The 17,395-nt window shown below is 64.5% G+C and carries 27 protein-coding genes; 25 read left to right on the forward strand and 2 right to left on the reverse strand.

Going from position 1 to position 17,395, the window contains the following annotated elements; genetic code table 11:
* Window positions 1-45 precede the first annotated feature (45 nt).
* The 7 genes from AC5O77_RS09255 to AC5O77_RS09285 all read left to right on the forward strand — a co-directional run bounded on the left by AC5O77_RS09255 (window position 46) and on the right by AC5O77_RS09285 (window position 3,598).
* Window positions 46-549 (forward strand): hypothetical protein, encoded by a 504-nt coding sequence (locus tag AC5O77_RS09255; RefSeq protein WP_050413319.1) that lies wholly within the window; start codon window positions 46-48, stop codon window positions 547-549.
* Between the two features lie 31 nt (window positions 550-580).
* Window positions 581-814 carry a hypothetical protein gene (locus AC5O77_RS09260; RefSeq protein ID WP_040006577.1) on the forward strand — a complete coding sequence of 78 codons (234 nt, stop codon included), beginning with the start codon at window positions 581-583 and terminating at the stop codon, window positions 812-814.
* Between the two features lie 334 nt (window positions 815-1,148).
* Window positions 1,149-1,913 (forward strand): DNA adenine methylase, encoded by a 765-nt coding sequence (locus tag AC5O77_RS09265; protein ID WP_494506704.1) that lies wholly within the window; start codon window positions 1,149-1,151, stop codon window positions 1,911-1,913.
* Between the two features lie 71 nt (window positions 1,914-1,984).
* Window positions 1,985-2,473: a glycoside hydrolase family 24 protein gene (locus AC5O77_RS09270; protein WP_494506705.1), complete on the forward strand. Its 489-nt coding sequence runs from the start codon at window positions 1,985-1,987 to the stop codon at window positions 2,471-2,473.
* On the forward strand, window positions 2,470-2,784 hold the full coding sequence (locus AC5O77_RS09275) for a hypothetical protein (RefSeq protein ID WP_369352862.1): 315 nt from the start codon (window positions 2,470-2,472) through the stop codon (window positions 2,782-2,784). Before AC5O77_RS09270 ends, AC5O77_RS09275 begins: the two co-directional genes overlap by 4 nt.
* Complete coding sequence (locus AC5O77_RS09280; protein ID WP_494506706.1) at window positions 2,781-3,257, forward strand: lysis system i-spanin subunit Rz; 477 nt, start codon at window positions 2,781-2,783, stop codon at window positions 3,255-3,257. The genes AC5O77_RS09275 and AC5O77_RS09280 overlap by 4 nt, the downstream gene beginning before the upstream one ends.
* The gene (locus AC5O77_RS09285) at window positions 3,254-3,598 is read left to right on the forward strand and encodes a DUF1064 domain-containing protein (RefSeq protein ID WP_494506707.1); all 345 of its coding nucleotides are present in this window, start codon (window positions 3,254-3,256) and stop codon (window positions 3,596-3,598) included. The genes AC5O77_RS09280 and AC5O77_RS09285 overlap by 4 nt, the downstream gene beginning before the upstream one ends.
* Window positions 3,599-3,754: 156 nt before the next feature.
* On the opposite strand, the gene AC5O77_RS09290 is transcribed toward AC5O77_RS09285, so the two are convergent.
* On the reverse strand, window positions 3,755-4,000 hold the full coding sequence (locus tag AC5O77_RS09290) for a hypothetical protein (protein WP_494506708.1): 246 nt from the start codon (window positions 3,998-4,000) through the stop codon (window positions 3,755-3,757).
* A 95-nt stretch (window positions 4,001-4,095) separates the two neighbouring features.
* Between AC5O77_RS09290 and AC5O77_RS09295 the strand changes: the two genes are divergently transcribed.
* The 15 genes from AC5O77_RS09295 to AC5O77_RS09365 all read left to right on the forward strand — a co-directional run bounded on the left by AC5O77_RS09295 (window position 4,096) and on the right by AC5O77_RS09365 (window position 15,617).
* Window positions 4,096-4,374, forward strand: a complete 279-nt coding sequence (locus tag AC5O77_RS09295; protein WP_446832543.1) for an HNH endonuclease — start codon at window positions 4,096-4,098, stop codon at window positions 4,372-4,374.
* A 151-nt stretch (window positions 4,375-4,525) separates the two neighbouring features.
* Window positions 4,526-4,903 carry a hypothetical protein gene (locus AC5O77_RS09300; protein ID WP_235202906.1) on the forward strand — a complete coding sequence of 126 codons (378 nt, stop codon included), beginning with the start codon at window positions 4,526-4,528 and terminating at the stop codon, window positions 4,901-4,903.
* On the forward strand, window positions 4,860-6,740 hold the full coding sequence (locus AC5O77_RS09305; RefSeq protein WP_494506709.1) for a terminase large subunit: 1,881 nt from the start codon (window positions 4,860-4,862) through the stop codon (window positions 6,738-6,740). Before AC5O77_RS09300 ends, AC5O77_RS09305 begins: the two co-directional genes overlap by 44 nt.
* Before the next feature lie 8 nt (window positions 6,741-6,748).
* Window positions 6,749-8,011 (forward strand): phage portal protein, encoded by a 1,263-nt coding sequence (locus AC5O77_RS09310; RefSeq protein WP_494506710.1) that lies wholly within the window; start codon window positions 6,749-6,751, stop codon window positions 8,009-8,011.
* On the forward strand, window positions 7,989-8,831 hold the full coding sequence (locus tag AC5O77_RS09315; RefSeq protein ID WP_032129826.1) for a head maturation protease, ClpP-related: 843 nt from the start codon (window positions 7,989-7,991) through the stop codon (window positions 8,829-8,831). Before AC5O77_RS09310 ends, AC5O77_RS09315 begins: the two co-directional genes overlap by 23 nt.
* Before the next feature lie 11 nt (window positions 8,832-8,842).
* Window positions 8,843-10,093: a phage major capsid protein gene (locus AC5O77_RS09320; protein ID WP_121504516.1), complete on the forward strand. Its 1,251-nt coding sequence runs from the start codon at window positions 8,843-8,845 to the stop codon at window positions 10,091-10,093.
* 61 nt (window positions 10,094-10,154) lie between these two features.
* The gene (locus AC5O77_RS09325) at window positions 10,155-10,634 is read left to right on the forward strand and encodes a hypothetical protein (RefSeq protein ID WP_494506711.1); all 480 of its coding nucleotides are present in this window, start codon (window positions 10,155-10,157) and stop codon (window positions 10,632-10,634) included.
* A 1-nt stretch (window position 10,635) separates the two neighbouring features.
* Window positions 10,636-11,115, forward strand: a complete 480-nt coding sequence (locus AC5O77_RS09330) for a head-tail connector protein (protein ID WP_494506712.1) — start codon at window positions 10,636-10,638, stop codon at window positions 11,113-11,115.
* Complete coding sequence (locus AC5O77_RS09335) at window positions 11,112-11,447, forward strand: phage head closure protein (protein ID WP_494506713.1); 336 nt, start codon at window positions 11,112-11,114, stop codon at window positions 11,445-11,447. Before AC5O77_RS09330 ends, AC5O77_RS09335 begins: the two co-directional genes overlap by 4 nt.
* A complete protein-coding gene (locus AC5O77_RS09340) occupies window positions 11,440-11,943 on the forward strand; it encodes an HK97-gp10 family putative phage morphogenesis protein (RefSeq protein ID WP_494506714.1) in 504 nt (167 codons plus the stop codon). Before AC5O77_RS09335 ends, AC5O77_RS09340 begins: the two co-directional genes overlap by 8 nt.
* Window positions 11,940-12,302, forward strand: a complete 363-nt coding sequence (gene gp17 / locus AC5O77_RS09345; protein ID WP_494506715.1) for a tail completion protein gp17 — start codon at window positions 11,940-11,942, stop codon at window positions 12,300-12,302. Before AC5O77_RS09340 ends, gp17 begins: the two co-directional genes overlap by 4 nt.
* 78 nt (window positions 12,303-12,380) lie before the next feature.
* Window positions 12,381-12,854 (forward strand): phage tail tube protein, encoded by a 474-nt coding sequence (locus AC5O77_RS09350; protein ID WP_494506716.1) that lies wholly within the window; start codon window positions 12,381-12,383, stop codon window positions 12,852-12,854.
* Window positions 12,855-12,979: 125 nt separating this feature from the next.
* Window positions 12,980-13,354, forward strand: a complete 375-nt coding sequence (locus AC5O77_RS09355) for a hypothetical protein (protein WP_494506717.1) — start codon at window positions 12,980-12,982, stop codon at window positions 13,352-13,354.
* Window positions 13,355-13,431: 77 nt separating this feature from the next.
* Entirely contained in the window at window positions 13,432-13,647 is a 216-nt protein-coding gene (locus tag AC5O77_RS09360) for a hypothetical protein (protein WP_012511474.1), read from the forward strand.
* A gap of 2 nt (window positions 13,648-13,649) precedes the next feature.
* A complete protein-coding gene (locus tag AC5O77_RS09365; RefSeq protein WP_494506718.1) occupies window positions 13,650-15,617 on the forward strand; it encodes a hypothetical protein in 1,968 nt (655 codons plus the stop codon).
* On the opposite strand, the gene AC5O77_RS09370 is transcribed toward AC5O77_RS09365, so the two are convergent.
* Window positions 15,614-15,997, reverse strand: coding sequence for a hypothetical protein (locus AC5O77_RS09370; RefSeq protein ID WP_494506719.1), 384 nt, complete (start codon window positions 15,995-15,997; stop codon window positions 15,614-15,616). The genes AC5O77_RS09365 and AC5O77_RS09370 overlap by 4 nt on opposite strands.
* Between AC5O77_RS09370 and AC5O77_RS09375 the strand changes: the two genes are divergently transcribed.
* Genes AC5O77_RS09375 through AC5O77_RS09385 form a run of 3 tightly spaced genes read left to right on the forward strand, consistent with a single transcriptional unit; the run spans window position 15,990 to window position 17,353 of the window.
* The gene (locus AC5O77_RS09375) at window positions 15,990-16,235 is read left to right on the forward strand and encodes a hypothetical protein (RefSeq protein WP_494506720.1); all 246 of its coding nucleotides are present in this window, start codon (window positions 15,990-15,992) and stop codon (window positions 16,233-16,235) included. The genes AC5O77_RS09370 and AC5O77_RS09375 overlap by 8 nt on opposite strands.
* Window positions 16,229-16,990 carry a hypothetical protein gene (locus tag AC5O77_RS09380; RefSeq protein ID WP_494506721.1) on the forward strand — a complete coding sequence of 254 codons (762 nt, stop codon included), beginning with the start codon at window positions 16,229-16,231 and terminating at the stop codon, window positions 16,988-16,990. Before AC5O77_RS09375 ends, AC5O77_RS09380 begins: the two co-directional genes overlap by 7 nt.
* Window positions 16,991-17,023: 33 nt before the next feature.
* Complete coding sequence (locus AC5O77_RS09385) at window positions 17,024-17,353, forward strand: hypothetical protein (protein WP_494506722.1); 330 nt, start codon at window positions 17,024-17,026, stop codon at window positions 17,351-17,353.
* Window positions 17,354-17,395 lie beyond the last annotated feature (42 nt).

Here is a 17,395-nt window from a genome sequence, read left to right on the forward strand (position 1 = left end):
CCGCTCCAGTCGTAGAATGGCGCCCGCACCGCCAGGAGGGCGCCAGTGACCAACGACCAGCAGCTCGAGCAGATGAGGCGCCTTACCGGGGGAAATGGGTGGCGAACCGTCGTCGCCCGTGCACTGAAGGATAGGGCGCCTCAGTTCGACAAGGCGGCATTCGACACCTACTGGATAGAAGGTGGCCACCGGATACGAGAGCAGGTTGGGGATGATCACCAGCTGGCCGCGTTCCTCTGGCTGAGCCTGCCGCGCTACAAGGCAGAGGCAGGCGCTCGGTTGGAACTGTACAGGGGCGAGAATACCGATCGGCTCCGGCTCGGCCAGCTCGGGTTCGCATGGACGCCGGATAGGGAAACTGCAGAGATGTTTGCCAGCGGGTTGAATGCCTGCGGCAGCGGTGGGGTACTGCTACGCGCGGTGGTTGGGGCGGAAGTGATTGCCGGGCCTGGGGCGCACAGCATGTACCTGGGCGAGCACCAGTACACCGTGGACCCAACCGCGGGGTTTCCGCTTGAGCGGGTCGCGGAGTTCCCGCCGTTCGTGTGACGATTGAATTTCAGACCAACAGGAGTTCGACATGCCTGCCTCACCCCGCCCAATCGAAGACCACTGCGAGCAGTTGCCGGAGTCATGTCGGCAGCGCTGGGCTGAGTTGCTTGCGGAGCGCAGGACGGCTAGGCGCGAGGACGACAGGGAAGAAGCGGTGCGCCTCATGGGATTCGGCCTCGGTTTCGTGAAGGCGCTTTACCTGACCGGACAGATCAGCATCACCGCGCGGGACGATCTACAAGCGGCCCTGATATCGGCATAGCCATAGGGTAGGTTTGCTTCCATCACCTCTTGACCGTTGCCAACGAACTGGTACAGTTCTCGGCAAGGTGGGGAGAGTCCCATCCACGCGGCTCGCCAATCGGCGGGCCGTTCGCGTATCTGGCCCTTTATTTCGGTGATTCCCGGAGTTGAGAGGCGGACATACCGCCGTCAGCAACGCCAATTCCGAAACAAACAGGGCGACGCCCCGATGCCTGCAAGCACCGGAGCGCCGCCGCCGTACACGCGTTTCAGCCGCGTGCCATTGGCTCAAGCCCTGCCGCTCTCCGGAGAGCCAGTGAAGCTTGCTTAACTAATGTCGCAAGAGCTGAGATTTGAAAACCAAGACGCTGTTCCCATGGCCGGGCGGTAAGACACGCCTAGCAAAGCACCTACTGCCGCTGATCAATGAGCGGCCCCACACCTGCTACGTCGAAGCCTTCGCCGGAAGCGCGGCAATGCTGTTTGAGCGTGCGCCCGCCAAGGTTGAAGTACTCAACGACATGCACGGCGAGCTGGTCAGGCTCTACCGGGTGGTCGCGAATCACCTGGACGAGTTCGTGAGGCATTTCCGGTGGTCACTGACCAGCCGAGAAATGTATCGCTGGGCGCAGCTGCAGCACGTCGACACGCTGACCGATATCCAGCGCGCCGCGCGGTTCTACTACCTGCAGAAGCTCAGCTTCGGCGGCAAGGTAGAAGGCCAGACGCTGGGGGTTGGCCCGACGTCGACCAAGCGCATCAACCTGCTGCGACTGGAACAGGATCTGAGTGATGCCCACCTTCGGCTGCAGGGAGTGGTGATCGAGCAATTGGCTTGGCAGCGCTGCATCGAGAAGTACGATCGGCCGGAAACGCTGTTCCTCCTGGATCCTCCCTATTGGGAGACCACGGGCTATGGAAGCGAGTTCGGCATGGATCAATACGACCAGCTCGCCGAGGTCATGGCCCAGCTCAAAGGCCGGGCAATCCTGACCATCAACGACCATCCCGCCATGCGCGCGCTGTTCGATCGCTTCGACCGGGTCTCCGTCCCCATCCGCTACACGGTCGGCGGCGGCGCGGGCGTTGCGCGGAGCGAGCTGATCTACACAACCTAGCCGGCATTGGCTCCGGCTGGGATTACGCGCCCCGTCATATGCGGCGGGGTTGAATCTCTGCAGGAACCGAAATGACGCAGATCACACCCCAACAGGCTGGCGGCGTGAACGTCGCGGCCTTCCTCGACATGCTGGCCTGGTCCGAAGGTACGGACAACGGCAAGCAGGCCACCAAGGACCGCGGCTATGACGTGATCGTCGGCGGGCAGTTGTTCAAGAGCTACGCCGACCATCCGCGCGTGCTGGTGGATCTGCCGAAGCTGAAGATTCAGTCCACGGCAGCCGGCCGATACCAGCTGCTGCGCCGCTACTACGACGCGTACAAGAAGACGCTGGGCCTGAAGGACTTCGCGCCCTTGAGCCAGGACTTGATCGCGCTGCAGCAGATCCGGGAGCGCCGCGCGCTGCCGCTGATCCAGGCGGGCAAGATCCCGGAGGCCATCAAGGCGGTCAGAAACATCTGGGCGAGCCTGCCGGGTGCTGGTTACGGCCAACACGAACATGCGCTTGCCGACCTGTTGGCCGTGTACCGCCAGGCCGGCGGGACGGTGGCGCCATGATCGGGGTGGATGTGGATTGGCAAGCGATCGGCACGGCAATCGGCGGCCTGATGGTCGGCGCCGGCGGCGTTGCGCTCTGGTGGCGCAAGCAGTTCGTAGAGACAGCCAGGGAAGGGGCCGAGGTCAACGTGATCCAGTTGATGCGCGAGGAAGTGACCCGGCTGGGTGAGCGGGTTGGCCGCATGGAGGCCAGGGAGTTGCGGCTCATCCGCCACATTTACCGGCTTGAAGGGTTGATGCGCGCGGCCGGCCTCGAACCGCCGCCATTCGATCCGGACAGCGACACGATCAGGGCAGGAGGATCGGAGTGAACCGCTTAGTCATCGCAGGCGCCGCCTTCGTCCTGTGGTCCGGTGCCATGGTCGGAGTTGGCTGGGCCTGGCGCGATGATCGCGCTGAGGGCGCCGAAGCTCGTCAGCAGGCCAGTACCAGCTCCGCTCAGGTGCAGCAGGTCAACCAGACCCGTGCCACCGAGCAGGCCCAGGCTGAGACATTGGCCACCATTGGAGCAAAGCATGAAGAAGACCGAACTGCGGCCGCGACCGTCCCTGCTGCTGTTGTGGCTGACCTGCGCTCTGGGCGTCTCCAGCTGCGCGACGACCTCGCCACCTGCAGCACCAGCCTCCTGTCCCAAGCCGTCGCCGGCGCCGTCGAACGTGATGCGCACGCCGAACTACGAGCAGAGGTTGCGGGAGCTGCTGTTCAAATCGGCCGGGACGCCGACGACCACGTCCGCGCCAGCCAAGAAGTGATCGTGGCTGACCGGCAACCGGTGACGCCATGAACCGCCGGATGCTGGCCCTGGGCCGGTTGAAGGCCGGCGAGATGAACAAGACTGAGGCTGCGTATGCAGAGCGGCTGCGCGCGCTGCAGGCAGCTGGTGAGATCCAGTGGCACCGGTTCGAGGGCCTGAAGCTGCGCCTGGCAGACAACACGTTCTACACCCCGGACTTTGCCGTCATGGCCGCCGATGGCGTCATGGAGTGCCACGAGGTAAAGGGTCACTGGCAGGACGATGCCAGGGCCAAGATCAAGATCGCTGCGGCCATGTACCCGTTCCGCTTCATCGCGGTGAAGGTGAGGCCCAAGCGGGACGGCGGCGGCTGGGCAGTGGAGGGGTTCTGATGGCTGCGACAGTGCGCGCGGCAGTACGTATGCGGTGGTGGCTTCGTTGCTACCTCGCCGTAGTGATGTGGTTCACCCGGGCAACCGGGATCGAGCCGGACTGGGACCGGGTGGACCGTTGGATACGCCGAGGCCTGGTGCTGCAAACAACGAGGGTTACTGATGGACGTTGCACGGATTGAAGCGCTGGCCACTGAGCTGGCCACCGAGCAGGCTGCGCGCGTTGCTGCTGATGCCGCCTTGGTAGCGCGCATTGACGGTAGCGCTGACGCTCGCATCGATCGCCTGGTCGGGATCATTGAGCAGCAGGGCAAGCAGATCGCCGAGCTGGCAACGCACGTGGGGTTGCTGGTGCAGGCCGTGGCACAGCTGCTGGGTGAGGAAGCTGGCGCACCGGTGCAAGACGAAGGTCCCGGGCCTGAACGAGTCGACTTGGACGGGAAGCCCTACTGATGAGCGCTCGTGGGCTGGCAGGCAACCGGCAGGCCAAGCGCGCCATGCCGACGAACAGCCGAGCTTGGCGCGCGCTGCGGGAGACCATTCTGGTTCGGGACCTGTATCGATGCCAGGAGCAAGGCTGCGGTGTTCTCTGCAGCGGGCGAGGCCAAGCCCACGTCGACCACGTGGACGGTGACCCCAACAACAACGCCCCGGAGAACCTGCGGACGATGTGCATCAGCTGCCATAGCCGGAAGACGGCGCGCGAGGACGGCGGCTTTGGGAACGCCCAGCACGTGGTTGTGGGGTGCGACGCCGACGGGTGGCCGATCAAGTAGGCCAACAGCCACGGCGCGGAGTTATCCACAGAAAGCTGAATGAAAAGGGGAGGGGGGCTCAAAAGTTTGGGCCGATCGCCCGGCGATACGTGCGCCCCCCTTTCTTCGCGCATCCACAGTTGGAAAGACGACCCCCCGACCGGGGCAGAAAATGGCAAATCCAAGGACACCAGCCGCAAAAGCGGCAGTTTCTGGCGCAGCGGCCAAGAACCCAAAACGGCACAAAGACCGCAAGACGCCGAAAAAGGCCAAGGCGGTCGGGCCTCCCTACAAGGGGATGACCAAACCGCAGATCGCGGTATGGCGTGAGCAGGTCGAAAACATGCCGTGGCTGCATGCCGGCCACCGGTTGTTGCTGCGCCAGGTCTGCATCTTGGCGGCTCGGATGGAGACCGACCCCGAGATGGGGGTTTCGGCCCTTCAGGCGCTGGGATCCCTGCTTTCCAAGCTCGGCGCAACGCCGGTTGACGAGACAAAAGTGAATCATGGCGGCGAAGAGGACGAAGACCCGGACGACAAGCACTTCTAACTGCCGGACCGGCGAGTACCCGCTGGCGGTGGTTGAAGGGCGAATTGTGGCGGGCCCCCACGTGCGCAATGCCTGCCGGCGACACCTGAAAGACCTGGAGGACGGCCACGAGCGCGGCTTGTACTTCGACCGGGAAGCCGCCGACAAGAAGATCGCCTTCTTCGAAGAAGTGTTGCGTCTGAGCGAGGGCCAGTTCGAGGGCAAACCTTTCAAGCTGCACCCCAGCCAGGCATTCAAGATCGGCAGTCTGTTCGGCTGGAAGCAGGCGGACGGCACCCGGCGCTTCCGCCGCGCATACATCGAGGAGGGCAAGGGAAACGGCAAGTCGCCGATGGCTGGCGGAATCGCGCTCATCGGGCTCTGTGCCGATCAGGAGGCTGGCGCCCAGGTGTACGCGGTGGCCTCGCACAAGGATCAGGCCGGCATTCTGTTCCGGGACGCCGTCAAGATGGTGAAGGCGTCACCGGCGCTGAAGAAGCGGCTGGAGTTCTCGGGCGGTGAGGGCAAGGAATACAACATCGCCCACCACAAGTCGCAGAGCTACTTCCGGCCGGCGTCTCGTGACGTTGGCAAGACTGGATCGGGCTACCGGCCGCACTTCGTCCTGGCCGACGAAGTGCACGAGATGGCGGACGGCAAGATCATCGAAATGATGGAGAACGGCTTCAAGTTCCGCCGTTCCCCATTGCTGTTCATGATCACCAACTCGGGCAGCGACCGTAACAGCGTTGCCTGGGCAGAGCATGAGCATGCGGTCAAGGTGGCTGCTGGCCACCACGAGGCCGTGAACGATCCGACCTTCGTCGGAGACGTCATTGATGACCGTACGTTCTCGTTCGTGTGCGGGCTTGATGAGGGCGACGAGCCGCTCGAGGATCCGGCCTGCTGGGTGAAAGCAAACCCGATGCTGGGTATCACCATCACGGATGAATACCTGCAGGGCCGGGTCGACCTGGCCAAACAGATCCCGAGCAAACTCAACGAGATCCTGCGACTCAACTTCTGCATGTGGACCGACGCCGACCAGGCGTGGATGAGTCGCGAAATTGTCGAGCCTGCGATGCAGTCGTTCGACAGGGCGCAGCACCATGGCAAGCGCCTCCATCTCGGGCTGGACCTGTCGCAGAACCGCGACATTACGGCTCTTGGTGCGGTAGTGGAGACCGGATCGAAGGAGGTCCTGGTAGAGGTTGAGGGCAAGAAAACCCTGGTCAACAAGCCAACGTTTGATGCGTGGGTTGAGGCGTGGACGCCGGGAGATACGGTCAAGGCTCGCGAACTGCGCGACAAGCTTCCCTACAGCACGTGGATTGCAAAGGGTCACTTGCACGCCCCGAAGGGGCAGACGATCAGCTACCGGCACGTCGCGCAGACGGTGGCCGAGTACGACCGGGACTTCGAAGTTGTCCAAGTGGCTTACGACCGGTACGCGTTCCGACAGTTCGAAGAGGAAGTGAAAGAGCTGGGGCTTTCCGTCTCGTTCGTTGAGCACCCGCAGGGTGGCCTGAAGAAGGGCAAGCCCACGGAGGCTGCAGTAAAGGCAGCTGCCGCAGCCGGCAAGCCGCCGCCGGAAGGCCTCTGGATGCCCGGATCGCTCCGGTTGTTCGAAGAAGCCCTTCTGGAAGGACGCGTCCGCTTGCTCGGAAACCCTGTGCTGGTGTCCGCAATCATGTCGGCCGTCATCGAGAGCGACAAATGGGAGAACCGCTGGCTGTCCAAGGCGCGTTCAGTCAACAAGATCGACGCCGCGGTGGCGGTAGTGATGGCCTTCGGCTCCGCACATTCATCGGTCGCGCCCGCCTCTGTCTATGAGCAGCGGGGCATCCGATTCTTATAGGAAACGCAATGTCCAGGTTCAACGAAGAAGACCTTAAGTCGCTGGACCGGCTCTGGAATCCACCGCCGGCGGCGCCACCAAGTGCACGCGCTGAGGCCGGCCAGTTCGCGGGAATGAATGATCCGGCACTGCTGGAGTTCATTCGATCACAGGGCGGCCACGGTGGCGGTGGCTACCAGTTGCGCAACATGGCAGTGCTCCGCTGCCTGTCTCTGATCTGCGGGACCATCGGCATGCTGCCGCTGAACCTGGTTGAGTCGGGTGGGAAGAAGCGGATAGCCACCGAGCATCCCGCGCACCGCCTGCTGAAGATCAAGCCGAATCCATGGCAGACGCCGCTGGAGTTCAAGCGGCAGATGGAGCTGGCCCGGCAGCGGCACGGGGATGCCTACGCGCGGATCGTGTGGTCAGCAGGCCGGCCAATCCACCTTATCCCGTTGGATTCCCCAGCGGTGCGGGCGGAGCTGGGCGACGACTGGCGCATGCTCTACCGGTTCAACAGCAAGAAGCGTGGCGAGGTCATCCTCAAGCAGGAGGAAGTGCTGCACATCCGCGACCTATCCGTGGACGGCGTGACGAGCCTGTCCAGGATGAAGCTGGCAGATCGGGCTATTCGCCTGGCGCTGGATGCGGAACAGGCAGCAAGCCGGATCTTTGAGACCGGCAACATGGCCGGCGGCGCCATTGAGGTGCCAAATGCGCTCAGCGAAAAGGCCTACGAGCGCATGCGCACGTCTCTCGACACCGAGTATGCCGGCGCCGCCGCGGCACAGCGCTGGATGTTGCTGGAGGAGAACGCCAAGGCGAACAAGTTCGGCAGCACCGCCCAAGAGGCCCAGCACGTCGAGAACCGCAGCGCACAGGTGGAGGAGGTGGCCAGGCTTTACGGCGTCCCCCGACCGCTCCTGTTCCTAAGCGACACCAGCTGGGGCACTGGCATCGAGCAGCTGGGGATCTTCTTCCTGCAGTACACGATGTTGGAGCACTTCACCAACTGGGAGCAGGCGGTCGCGCGATCGCTGATCGACGAGCGGGACCTGGAGCGCTACCAGCCCAAGTTCAACGTGCGGGCGCTGATGCGCGGCACGCTCAAGGATCAGGCCGACTTCTTCAAGGCCGCCCTCGGTTCCGGCGGTACGGCGCCGTTCCACACGCAGAACGAGGTCCGCGACCTGCTGGATTATCCGGAATCGGACCAGCCCGGGGCCAATGACCTGATCAACCCCATGACACAGAAGGGAAAGAGCAATGAGCCTCCGGCAGCTGCCTGAAATCCGTGCCGAGCGACGGCTCGGCGCCGCCCAGTTCGACATGCGCCCCGACGCGCTCGAACGCTGGGAGCCCGAAGTACGCGCCGCCGGGAACGACGCGAACAGCATCTCGATCTATGACTCGATCGGCGAAAACTGGGAGGGCACTGGCGTCACCGCCAAACGGATCAGCGCCGCCCTACGCGCCATCGGCGAGAAAGACGTGGTGGTGAACATCAACTCGCCCGGCGGTGACTTCTTCGAAGGTGTCGCGATTTACAACCTGCTGCGCGAGCATCAGGGCAGGGTGACTGTCCAGGTCATGGGCCTGGCCGCGTCGGCGGCGTCGGTGATCGCGATGGCCGGCGACGAGATCCTGATGGGCGACGGATCGTTCCTGATGATCCACAACGCTTGGGCGGTGGCCATCGGCAATCGGCACGATATGGCCGACGCGGCAAGGCTGCTGGAGCCCTTCGACACGGCCATGGCCAAGGTCTACGCGGCCCGCTCGGGCGTCACCGAGGCCGAGGCGGCTCGGATGATGGACGAGGAGACCTGGATCGGCGCCGCCCAGGCGGTGGAAGACGGCTTTGCCGATGGTCTGCTCGATGGAGCTGCCGCCACCAAGGATGCCAAGCAGGCATCGGGTGGGCGCAAGGCTCTGGCTTTGGTCGAAGCGGCGATGGCCAAGGCCGGCCACTCTCGATCCATGCGACGCGACACCCTGAAATCGCTGTTCAACGGCAAGCCGAGCGCTGCCGGGTCCGCTACGCCGAGCGCTGGCGGCAACGAAACCTCGGCCCTGCTGCAGGGCCTTCTCGACAACATCAAAGCCTAAGAGGCCAACACATGACCAAGATGACCCACGGCCGCGTCCCGCGCGGCCTCGTTTCCGTGCACGCCGATGGCGGCAGCCAGCCTGACGTGAAGGCGCTGGTGGAGTCGCTGAACAAGGCATTCGCCGAGTTCAAGGCCGAGCACACCAAGCAGCTCGAAGAGATCAAGAAGGGCAGCGCCGACGCACTGCAGGCCCTGAAGGTCGACAACATCAACGCCGATATCACCCGGTTGCAAGCCGCGGTCGACCAGGCCAACACCCAGATGGCCGCGTTCCAGATGGGTGGCGGCAGCGCCGGCAGCGGCGTCGCCGATGCTGAGTACACCGATTCCTTCCGTGCCCACTTCCGAAAGGGTGAAGTGCAGGCGGCCCTGAACAAGGGCGCGGCCGATGAAGGTGGATACCTGGCCCCGGTCGAATGGGATCGTTCGATCACCGACCGACTGGTCATCGTGTCGGATATGCGGCAGTTGGCCAACGTGCAGCCCTGCTCCGGTGCGGGCCTGACCAAGCTCTACAACACCGGCGGCACTTCGTCGGGCTGGGTGGGCGAAGAAGATGCCCGCCCGGAGACCGCAACGGCGAAGCTGCGTCCGCTCAGCTTCGGCTGGGGCGAGATCTACGCCAATCCGGCGGCGACCCAGCAGCTGCTGGACGATGCCGAGATTGACCTGGAGGCATGGCTGGCCGGCGAGGTCGAGCTGGAGTTCGCCAAGCAGGAGGGCGATGCGTTCTTCTCCGGCAATGGCGTCAACAAGCCGTTCGGCATCCTGACCTACGTGGACGGTGGCGCCAACGCGGCCAAGCACCCGTTTGGTGCGATCAAGGTGGTGAACAGCGGCGTGGCGGCCGGCATCAACGGTGACAGCATCCTGGACCTGGTCTATGACCTGCCGTCGGCATTCACCGCGGGCGCCAAGTTCGCGCTGAACCGAAAGACCCAGGGTGTGGTGCGCAAGCTGAAGGATGCGCAGGGCAACTACCTGTGGCAGCCGTCGCTGGTGGCCGGCCAGCCGTCGACACTGGCCGGCTTTGCGGTGCAGGACGTGGCCGCGATCCCGGATGTGGCAGCAAACGCCATCGCCGCGCTGTTCGGCGACTTCAAGCAGACCTACACCGTGTACGACCGCAAGGGCGTGCGCGTGCTGCGCGACCCGTACACCAACAAGCCCTACGTGATGTTCTACACCACCAAGCGCGTGGGCGGCGGCGTGCACAACCCGGAGCCGATGCGCGCCCTCAAGATCGCGGCTTCGGCCTGATCACCCACCCGTCGGGCGGCCTCGCGCCGCCCGGCATCCACCCTGTGATCGAGGAGCCGTAATGGCAAAGTTCATCAAGCCCTTCCGTGGAGTGCCGGAAGGCGAGATCTATCCCGTCCAGTTCGTTGCCGGCGATGACTGCCCGCCCGAGCTGGAGGCCGGCGCACTCTCCGTCGGTGCGCTCAGCCTGATGGCAGACACACCGCCCCCGTTCCTTTTGGGACCCAGTGTTCAGAATGTTCATCCGACGAGCTTCGAGCTTCCTGATGGCTCTGTGCTGACGTTGAGTGACGTGATCGGCAAGGCGCACGAGGCCTCGGGGCTGTCGGTGGAGGACTGGAACGCGCTCGATAGCAACGCACGCGAGGCGCTGATCGCCGATACCGTCGACAAGCTGTCCAGCGAGGACGACAAGGGCCAAGTCGCTGCCGCAGACAAGCCAGCCTTGATTGCGCAGCTGGAAGCCGCAGCTATCCCGTTCGACAAGCGATGGGGCGCGGAGAAGCTGGCCGCTGCTCTGGCTGAAGGGAAGAAGGACTGATATGCCCATCGTCTCACTCGCACAAGCCCGCTCGCATGTGCGAGTTGAGGCCGATTATCCCGAGGAACAGTTGCAGGCCGCCATTGCCGGCGCGCAGGATGCAGCGCAGGCATACCTCAATCGGCGGATCTACAAGGACGCCGATGCCTTGGCTTTGGCAAGGAGCAGCTATCCAGCCGCAATGAAGGCCGCTGCACTTGCAAAAATCCAGGCGCAGGCAGACGCGATGTTCATTGAGGATGGGGACGAGCGCACTGCCGCGATACGGCTGGCAGATGTTGCCCATCGCGAGGCGACGGCAGAGGCGGAGGTCTGCATCCACGGCGTTGTTGCGAATCCCAGCATCTTCTCTGCCATCCTGCTGACGCTCGGTCACCTCTATGCGAACCGCACGGACGTGATTGTGGGCGCTCAGGCGGTAGAGCTTCCCAACGGCGCCAAGAGTCTTCTGCGTCCATACCGAAGGGTGATGATGCCATGACGCTTCTAGATGGCGACCTGCAGCACCGTATCCGCTTCGAGCGCAAGACAGACGCACGCGACCCACTGGGTGGCCCGGGTAAGCCGGTGTGGGTCGAGGTTGTGAGCGTGTGGGCCAAGACCACCAACAATCTAGCGGCAACGACGGAAGCGGTCGCCGCCGGTGCCGAACGCTACCGGGAGCAGGTTCGGTTCGATATCCGCCCCCGTGATGTTGATCCTCAGTGGCGGATCGTGTTCCGTGGCCGCACCTTCGATATCAAAAGCATCGCACCCAGCAACGACCGTAGCGAGATCGCGATCATTGCCGTAGCGGGGTTGATCAATGTCTGAGCAACTGTCAATTCAAAGGCTGGATGGCCTGCTGCGCTCGCTGCGGGAGGCCCCGAAGGCCATCCAAGGGAGGGCGGTCCAGGCCGGCATGCGCAAGGGCGGCAATGTCATCCGGGACGACGCCAGGCGCCGCGCACCGAAAGCATCGGGGTTCATGGCCTCGCAGATCGTCACGCGCCGGGCCAACGCAAAGGGCCGACAGCGCGCAGGTGTAGGCCAAGGCGGCGAGTACTTCACTGTAGGCGTCAAGAGCGGCCGTCGGCGCAAGTACGCCAACACCAAGCGCAATCAACAGCGTGGGAGGACCGGTAAGACCTACGTCGATCGAGGCTGGGCGTACTACTGGCGGTTCCTGGAGTTCGGCACCAAGAAGATGCGGGCCTCTCCATTCCTCACACCCGCCGGTGAGGCCAAGGGCCCAGAAGCGGCTCAGGTGGTCATCGATGAGACCTGGGCGGCGCTCGACAAGCAGCTGAAGAAGGATGGCTGGAGATGATGGTTCCCCTGATCCAATCCCTGCTGGAAGACGATGCGACCGTCCGGCAGGCCCTTGGCGACCCCGCCCGCCTTTTCCTGGGTAGCGCGCCCCAGGACACGCCGCTCCCCTACGCGACGTGGGAGGTGGTCAACGGCTTGCCAACCGCAATGCTGTCCGATCCGCCACCGGCCGATGGCTGGCGGGTCCGCATGACCGTATGGGGCGAGGTCCTCAGCCAAGCCAACGGCGTTGCCGTCGCCATCCGCGATGTGGTGGAGCGCGTGGGCAGCATCGAGTCGTACAACCCGACGCCCGACAGCGACGGCACGGATGCGATAGGCATTTCATTCGACGTGCGGCTCCTGCAGCTGCGCTGATCCACACAACGGCAGCCCACCGGCCCCGCAAGGGGCCTTTTTCATGCCCGGCGACGGGCACAACGCAAGGAAACCCCTATGGGACAGGTAATCAAGTCGAAGCACTCCCAGTTGTTCGTCGCCACCGGTGCGGCTGAGGTCACCAAGGTGACCCGACTCCGCTCGGTTGGCTTCCCCGATGGCCAGGCGTCGGAGATCGATATCTCCGACTACGACGACGACTGGGACCAGTTCGTCGCCGGGCGCAAGCAGACCGGCAGCACCAGCATCGAGATCATCTACGACAGCGAAGATCACGAGAAGCTGGAAGATCTCCACAAGACCGGCGCTGTCGTGAACTGGCTGGTGACCGCGCCGAAGTCGGAAACTGAAGGAGCGGCAAAGCCGGTCGCGGTCGCCGGGAAGATCACCCCGCCCACTGACGTGCTGTCCAAGCAGTTCGACGGCTTCGTCCAGAACTTCGCGGTGACCAGCCAGGACAACGACGTCTGGAAGGCCACGATCACCATCCGCGGCTCCGGCGCCGTGACCACGCACCGCCCGACGCCGTAAGGCTGCGGCAACGGCGCACACCCAGGCCCGCTCCGGCGGGCCATCTCTCTGACAGGGCGCGCGGATCCTCCGCGTGTTAGCCGTGCGCGGCCCGCGCGCCCTGTCGCCATTCAAGGAAACGGCCAATGAGCAAGACCAACGAAACCACCGATACCCAGCCGCAGCAGCCCGTGAGCCTCCTGCAGTCATTCACCGACCTGGGCATGTTCGCCTCCAAGGACGTGCACGCTGACGCGATCACCCTGCCGAACGGCGACAAGGCACAGTTCCACGTGCGCGAGCTGCCGGATGCGGAGTTCCGCAAGCTGTGGGGCGAGGGTGACCGCGCCAAGCTGATCGCGGCAACCATCTGCGATGAGGATGGCAAGCCGGTCATGAACGCGGCGCAGGCCGCCCAGCTCAAGCCGCTGGTGGCTGCGGAGCTGCAGCGCGTGGCCATGAAGCACTCCGGTTTCGGCGACGACGCCGCCCAGGCGCAGGCCGACGCGGGAAACGGCTAAGGCAGCGTGGCGAGGACTGGTTCTGGAAGGTCCTCGCCGGTCACCTGCACCGGCCGGTTTCGGAGTTGCGGGCCACCATGTCACGGCGCGAGTTCCTGGAATGGTGGGAGTTCCACAAGCGGAACCCCATCGACCCCGTGAGCCTGCACATCAAGCCCGCTGCCTTCGCCGCGTACATCACCGCCTCGCACAGCCAGGGCGGGACCAAGCGCTCCTTTCAGCACTACCTCGACGCCCTCGTGCCACGGTCCGATGAGGACGAGGCGCAGGACTGGTTCGACGGACTGGGATGACCATGACCGACACATTCGGGCGGTTCGCCGCCACGCCCATTGGCCCGGTACTCGCTGCGCGAGATGGCGGGCTCACCCTGGCCACCACCGGCGCCACCACGCTGGCCAGTCACGCGCGTTCCGACTTCAGCCTTGATGCCGGGACGGTGGGCGTGGAGTTTGCTGTATGGGGTGATGACGCCGTTGCAGCACTCGTAGGATTCGCCACCGGCCCGGCAGCGCTGAACAAGGCGCTGGGTGCAGACCTCGCCAGTATCGGCTGGGACCTCGCCGCCGGGCGGCTGCTGCAGGCAGGCGGTGCGATCGCAACGGGCCTTCCGACAGTGGCCCATGGCGACATTGTCGGGCTGCAGGTGGTGTTCTCGACCCCTCGCCAGCTGCGGCTCTATCTCAACGGCGCGCAGATCCTGGTGCGCGAGCTGCAATTGTCCGGTCCGCTGTTCTTCGCCGCTTCGCTGGGCGCTTCGAAGGCTGGCGGGCTCTGCCTGGCTGTCAATGCCGGGCAGTGGGGGCCGCGAAGCGAGGCGGCGGCCGCTGGCTGGCGGTTGCCCACTGCGTCCGTCAGTCCGACCCGGCTGGCCGACGTGGACTGGCTGTCCGCGCCCGGCGACAGCCCGGCCAATGCCCGTTACGAGGGGTTGGTGGCCGAGGGCGTCAGCCTGATTCAGGAGCTTGCGTTCTGGCCGTGGGGCGGTGATCCGGTGTCCCAGGCAGCGGCCGCCGAGTGCGTCGTGGTGGACGCGGAAGGCTTGCTGGACGGGATGGCGGGCACTGGTGCCTCTGGCAGTTCGGTGCAGATCCTGCTGGCACCCGAGAGCGGCATGCGGGCCGACGCGGTCCCAGCCTTCCGTTGCGCGATCGAGCAGATCGAGATCAACGACGATGGCACCAAGACGCTGCACCTGCGCGATGCGCACGACTACCTGGACGAGACGATCAACCGGGGCGTGTTCCTGCCGAATGTCGCGTCACTGGCGTGGAAGCCCCAGCCGGTGGTGATTGGCGCGGTGGCCAGCATCCCGGCCATGGGCGCCAATTCGGACGCAACATCGATGTTCGTCGCTGACAGCCGCGTCTACGTCAATGCGGTGATGGACCGCGGCGACCTGATGGAGATCAACACCTACAACGAGGCGCCGGACGGGCAACAGCTGCTGCTGAAGTCGCCACCGGTGACGCCGGTGGTGGTAGACGCCTCCAGCATCGGTGCGGGCATGATGCCGGCGCGGCTGGAGCAGGCGGTGGGTGATGTGATGGCCCGGTTGGGCCGAGCGGCGTGGTCGGCCAGCGACTGCGCGGTGATCGACCAAGCCACGGGCTACATGGGGATCGGCTACTACGCGGGCACAGCCATCACCGGCCGCGCGGCGCTGAATTCCCTCCTGCCCAGCTACGGCGCCGGCTGCTATCAGGATCCTGCTGGCGTGTTGCGCTTTGTCCGCGTGACCGCGCCCGAGACACATGCCGGTGCGTTCGCCTTCGACCTGTCGGAGGATGATCTGGCGGCTGATCTGATCATGGTGCCCGACGATGCGCCAAACCTGACCCGACGCATGGCCTACCGGCCCAACGGCCAGGCGCTGGGCGCATCGGACCTGGTCACCGACGTTGTCGACGTGCCCCAGTCCCGACGCGATGAACTGACCGGCCTCTACCGGGGGCAGGTGTATGGTGCGGGTCCGCTGCATGCCCACTACCAGCGGGCAGAGGCTGCCGACCCGGTCATCTCGTTGTTCTGGCACGCGGCCGATGCGCAGCAGGAGATTGAGCGCGTCCTGGCCATGTACCAGGTGCAGCGCCACTTCTACCAGCTCGCGGTCCGTGGTGATCAGGATCTGGCGCCACTGCCCGGGCAGATCGGCCGGCTTACCTACGGTCGATACGGCCTTGAGGACGGCAAGCCGGTGCTGGTGCGTCGGGTAGAACGCAACCCTGCCACGGGGGACGTGGTGCTGACGGTGTGGGGCTAAGCTCCCTCCCTGATCATGTCCTCCAGCTGGCTTGCCAGATAGGCAATGTCGACCGATGGGTTGTATAGCCCACTGGCCCACTGGGACGGTGGTGCGTTCGTCCGCAGCGAGAAGTTGGCGGATGCCTTCCTAACCGCTGGTTCGTAGAACGCGTCTTCCAGCCTGGTGAGCCGACGCTTGGAGCCATCGATCGTCCCTGTGGATGCGCGTTGCTTGAGGTGGGCTTTCAGCTCAATCAGGGGCTGCCGGTACTGATCGAGTTCATCCGCACTCAATGCTCGGTGGCGATCGCCTGCGTCAGCCAGTTCCTCAAACTCTGCATGCACTCGCTGCAGCTCGGCCAGCAAGCGCTGCGCCTCTTGGAGATTAAAAGTGTCCATTCAATTCGATCCTGAAAGCGGCCTCGTCCGTGTTGAAATCAGTGTGCGCGGAGGGGAGGCCGACGATCTCAACCGGCACTTGGCCTCCGGCGCGCTGCACACGCTGGAGTCTATTGCCGGATTGGATCAGGGACCTGTGAGACGACGGCTGATCGACTGCTTGGTGCGGCAGGTTCGGTCGCTGAAGCGAAACGAGGATGAAGTTCGCGCAGCGAAGAAGGCAGGGGCCCCGTGCTGATCGGATACGGCATGCCGGCCGTTGCGACGGTCACCCTCACGGGAGCCACGTGGCTCAGCGCGGATCAGGGCTCGGCACTCTTCGACGGCAAGCCCGGCAGGGCCTCGCGGATCCGGCGAACAAGCTCGCTGGCGATCACGATTACCCTGGCCGACGCTGTCGTCCCGGGGATCATCGCGGTTCTCGGCCTGAACATTCCGCCGGGCGTGCAGGTCAGCGCTGCCGGCGCGACCGGCACCACGGTGCGTCTGCCGGACGGCAGCGTCTGCGCCTGGTTGTTCCCGCAGGCCAGCACCCTGGTCTCGGTGGTGTCCGTGGAGATCGCCACCACCGCCACCAACGTGGACGTGGGCGAGATTGCGATCTTCCGGGCGGTGGACGTTGGTATCAGGGACGGCTGGGCCGTGGCCACTATCGACTCCAGCGTTCATGCCCGGACCAAGGGGGGCCAGGTCAACACGGTTCCCGGGGCGCTGTACCGCCGCCTGACCTGCACGCTGTCGGGCCGCTCCACGACGGTTGTGCGCGGCAACGGTCTCAGCGGCATGGATTGGGAGACGATCGGGGCCGCGCTCTCGGGCCGGCGGCGCTCCTGTGTCGTGCCCCAGTACCGGGATATGGTCACGAAGGCGTTTGATCCAGCACTGGCGGTGCGATCCGCGCTCTATGGCTTCCCGACCCAGCTGCCCAGTGCCGAGAACATCAGCCGACAGTACTTCTCTGGATACATGGAGTTTGAGGAAATCCCTGCGTAGCTGGCATGATCCCGACAAAATTCGGGAGGTTCTATGAAACATGCAATCAGGTTCGCGTTGGCACTGCTGCTATCGACGGTGGTGGGCTGCACGACCGCAAAGGACGACGGTGCGAAACAGGCCCTGCTGAACTGCATGAGTGCGATCCAGGCTGCATCAGCGGACCCGAGAAGCGCCAAGGTCCCCTTTGTGAAAGACATGGGATCGGCGGGCGAGCACTACTTCGCCTGGCCATTAGGATCGGGCCTGCTTCTCCCTACAACCGATGGTTCCGCGAAGCCTGCTTCTGCGTCCTGCATCACCAACGCAATGGGGATCGTGACAGCTTTGACCATCAACGGATCGGAGATCCCGATCCGCTGAAACTCCCCTCCATAAGCCTCAAAGCCCGCCATGTGCGGGCTT

The organism is Stenotrophomonas sp. INTA L402-1 (assembly GCF_059295135.1).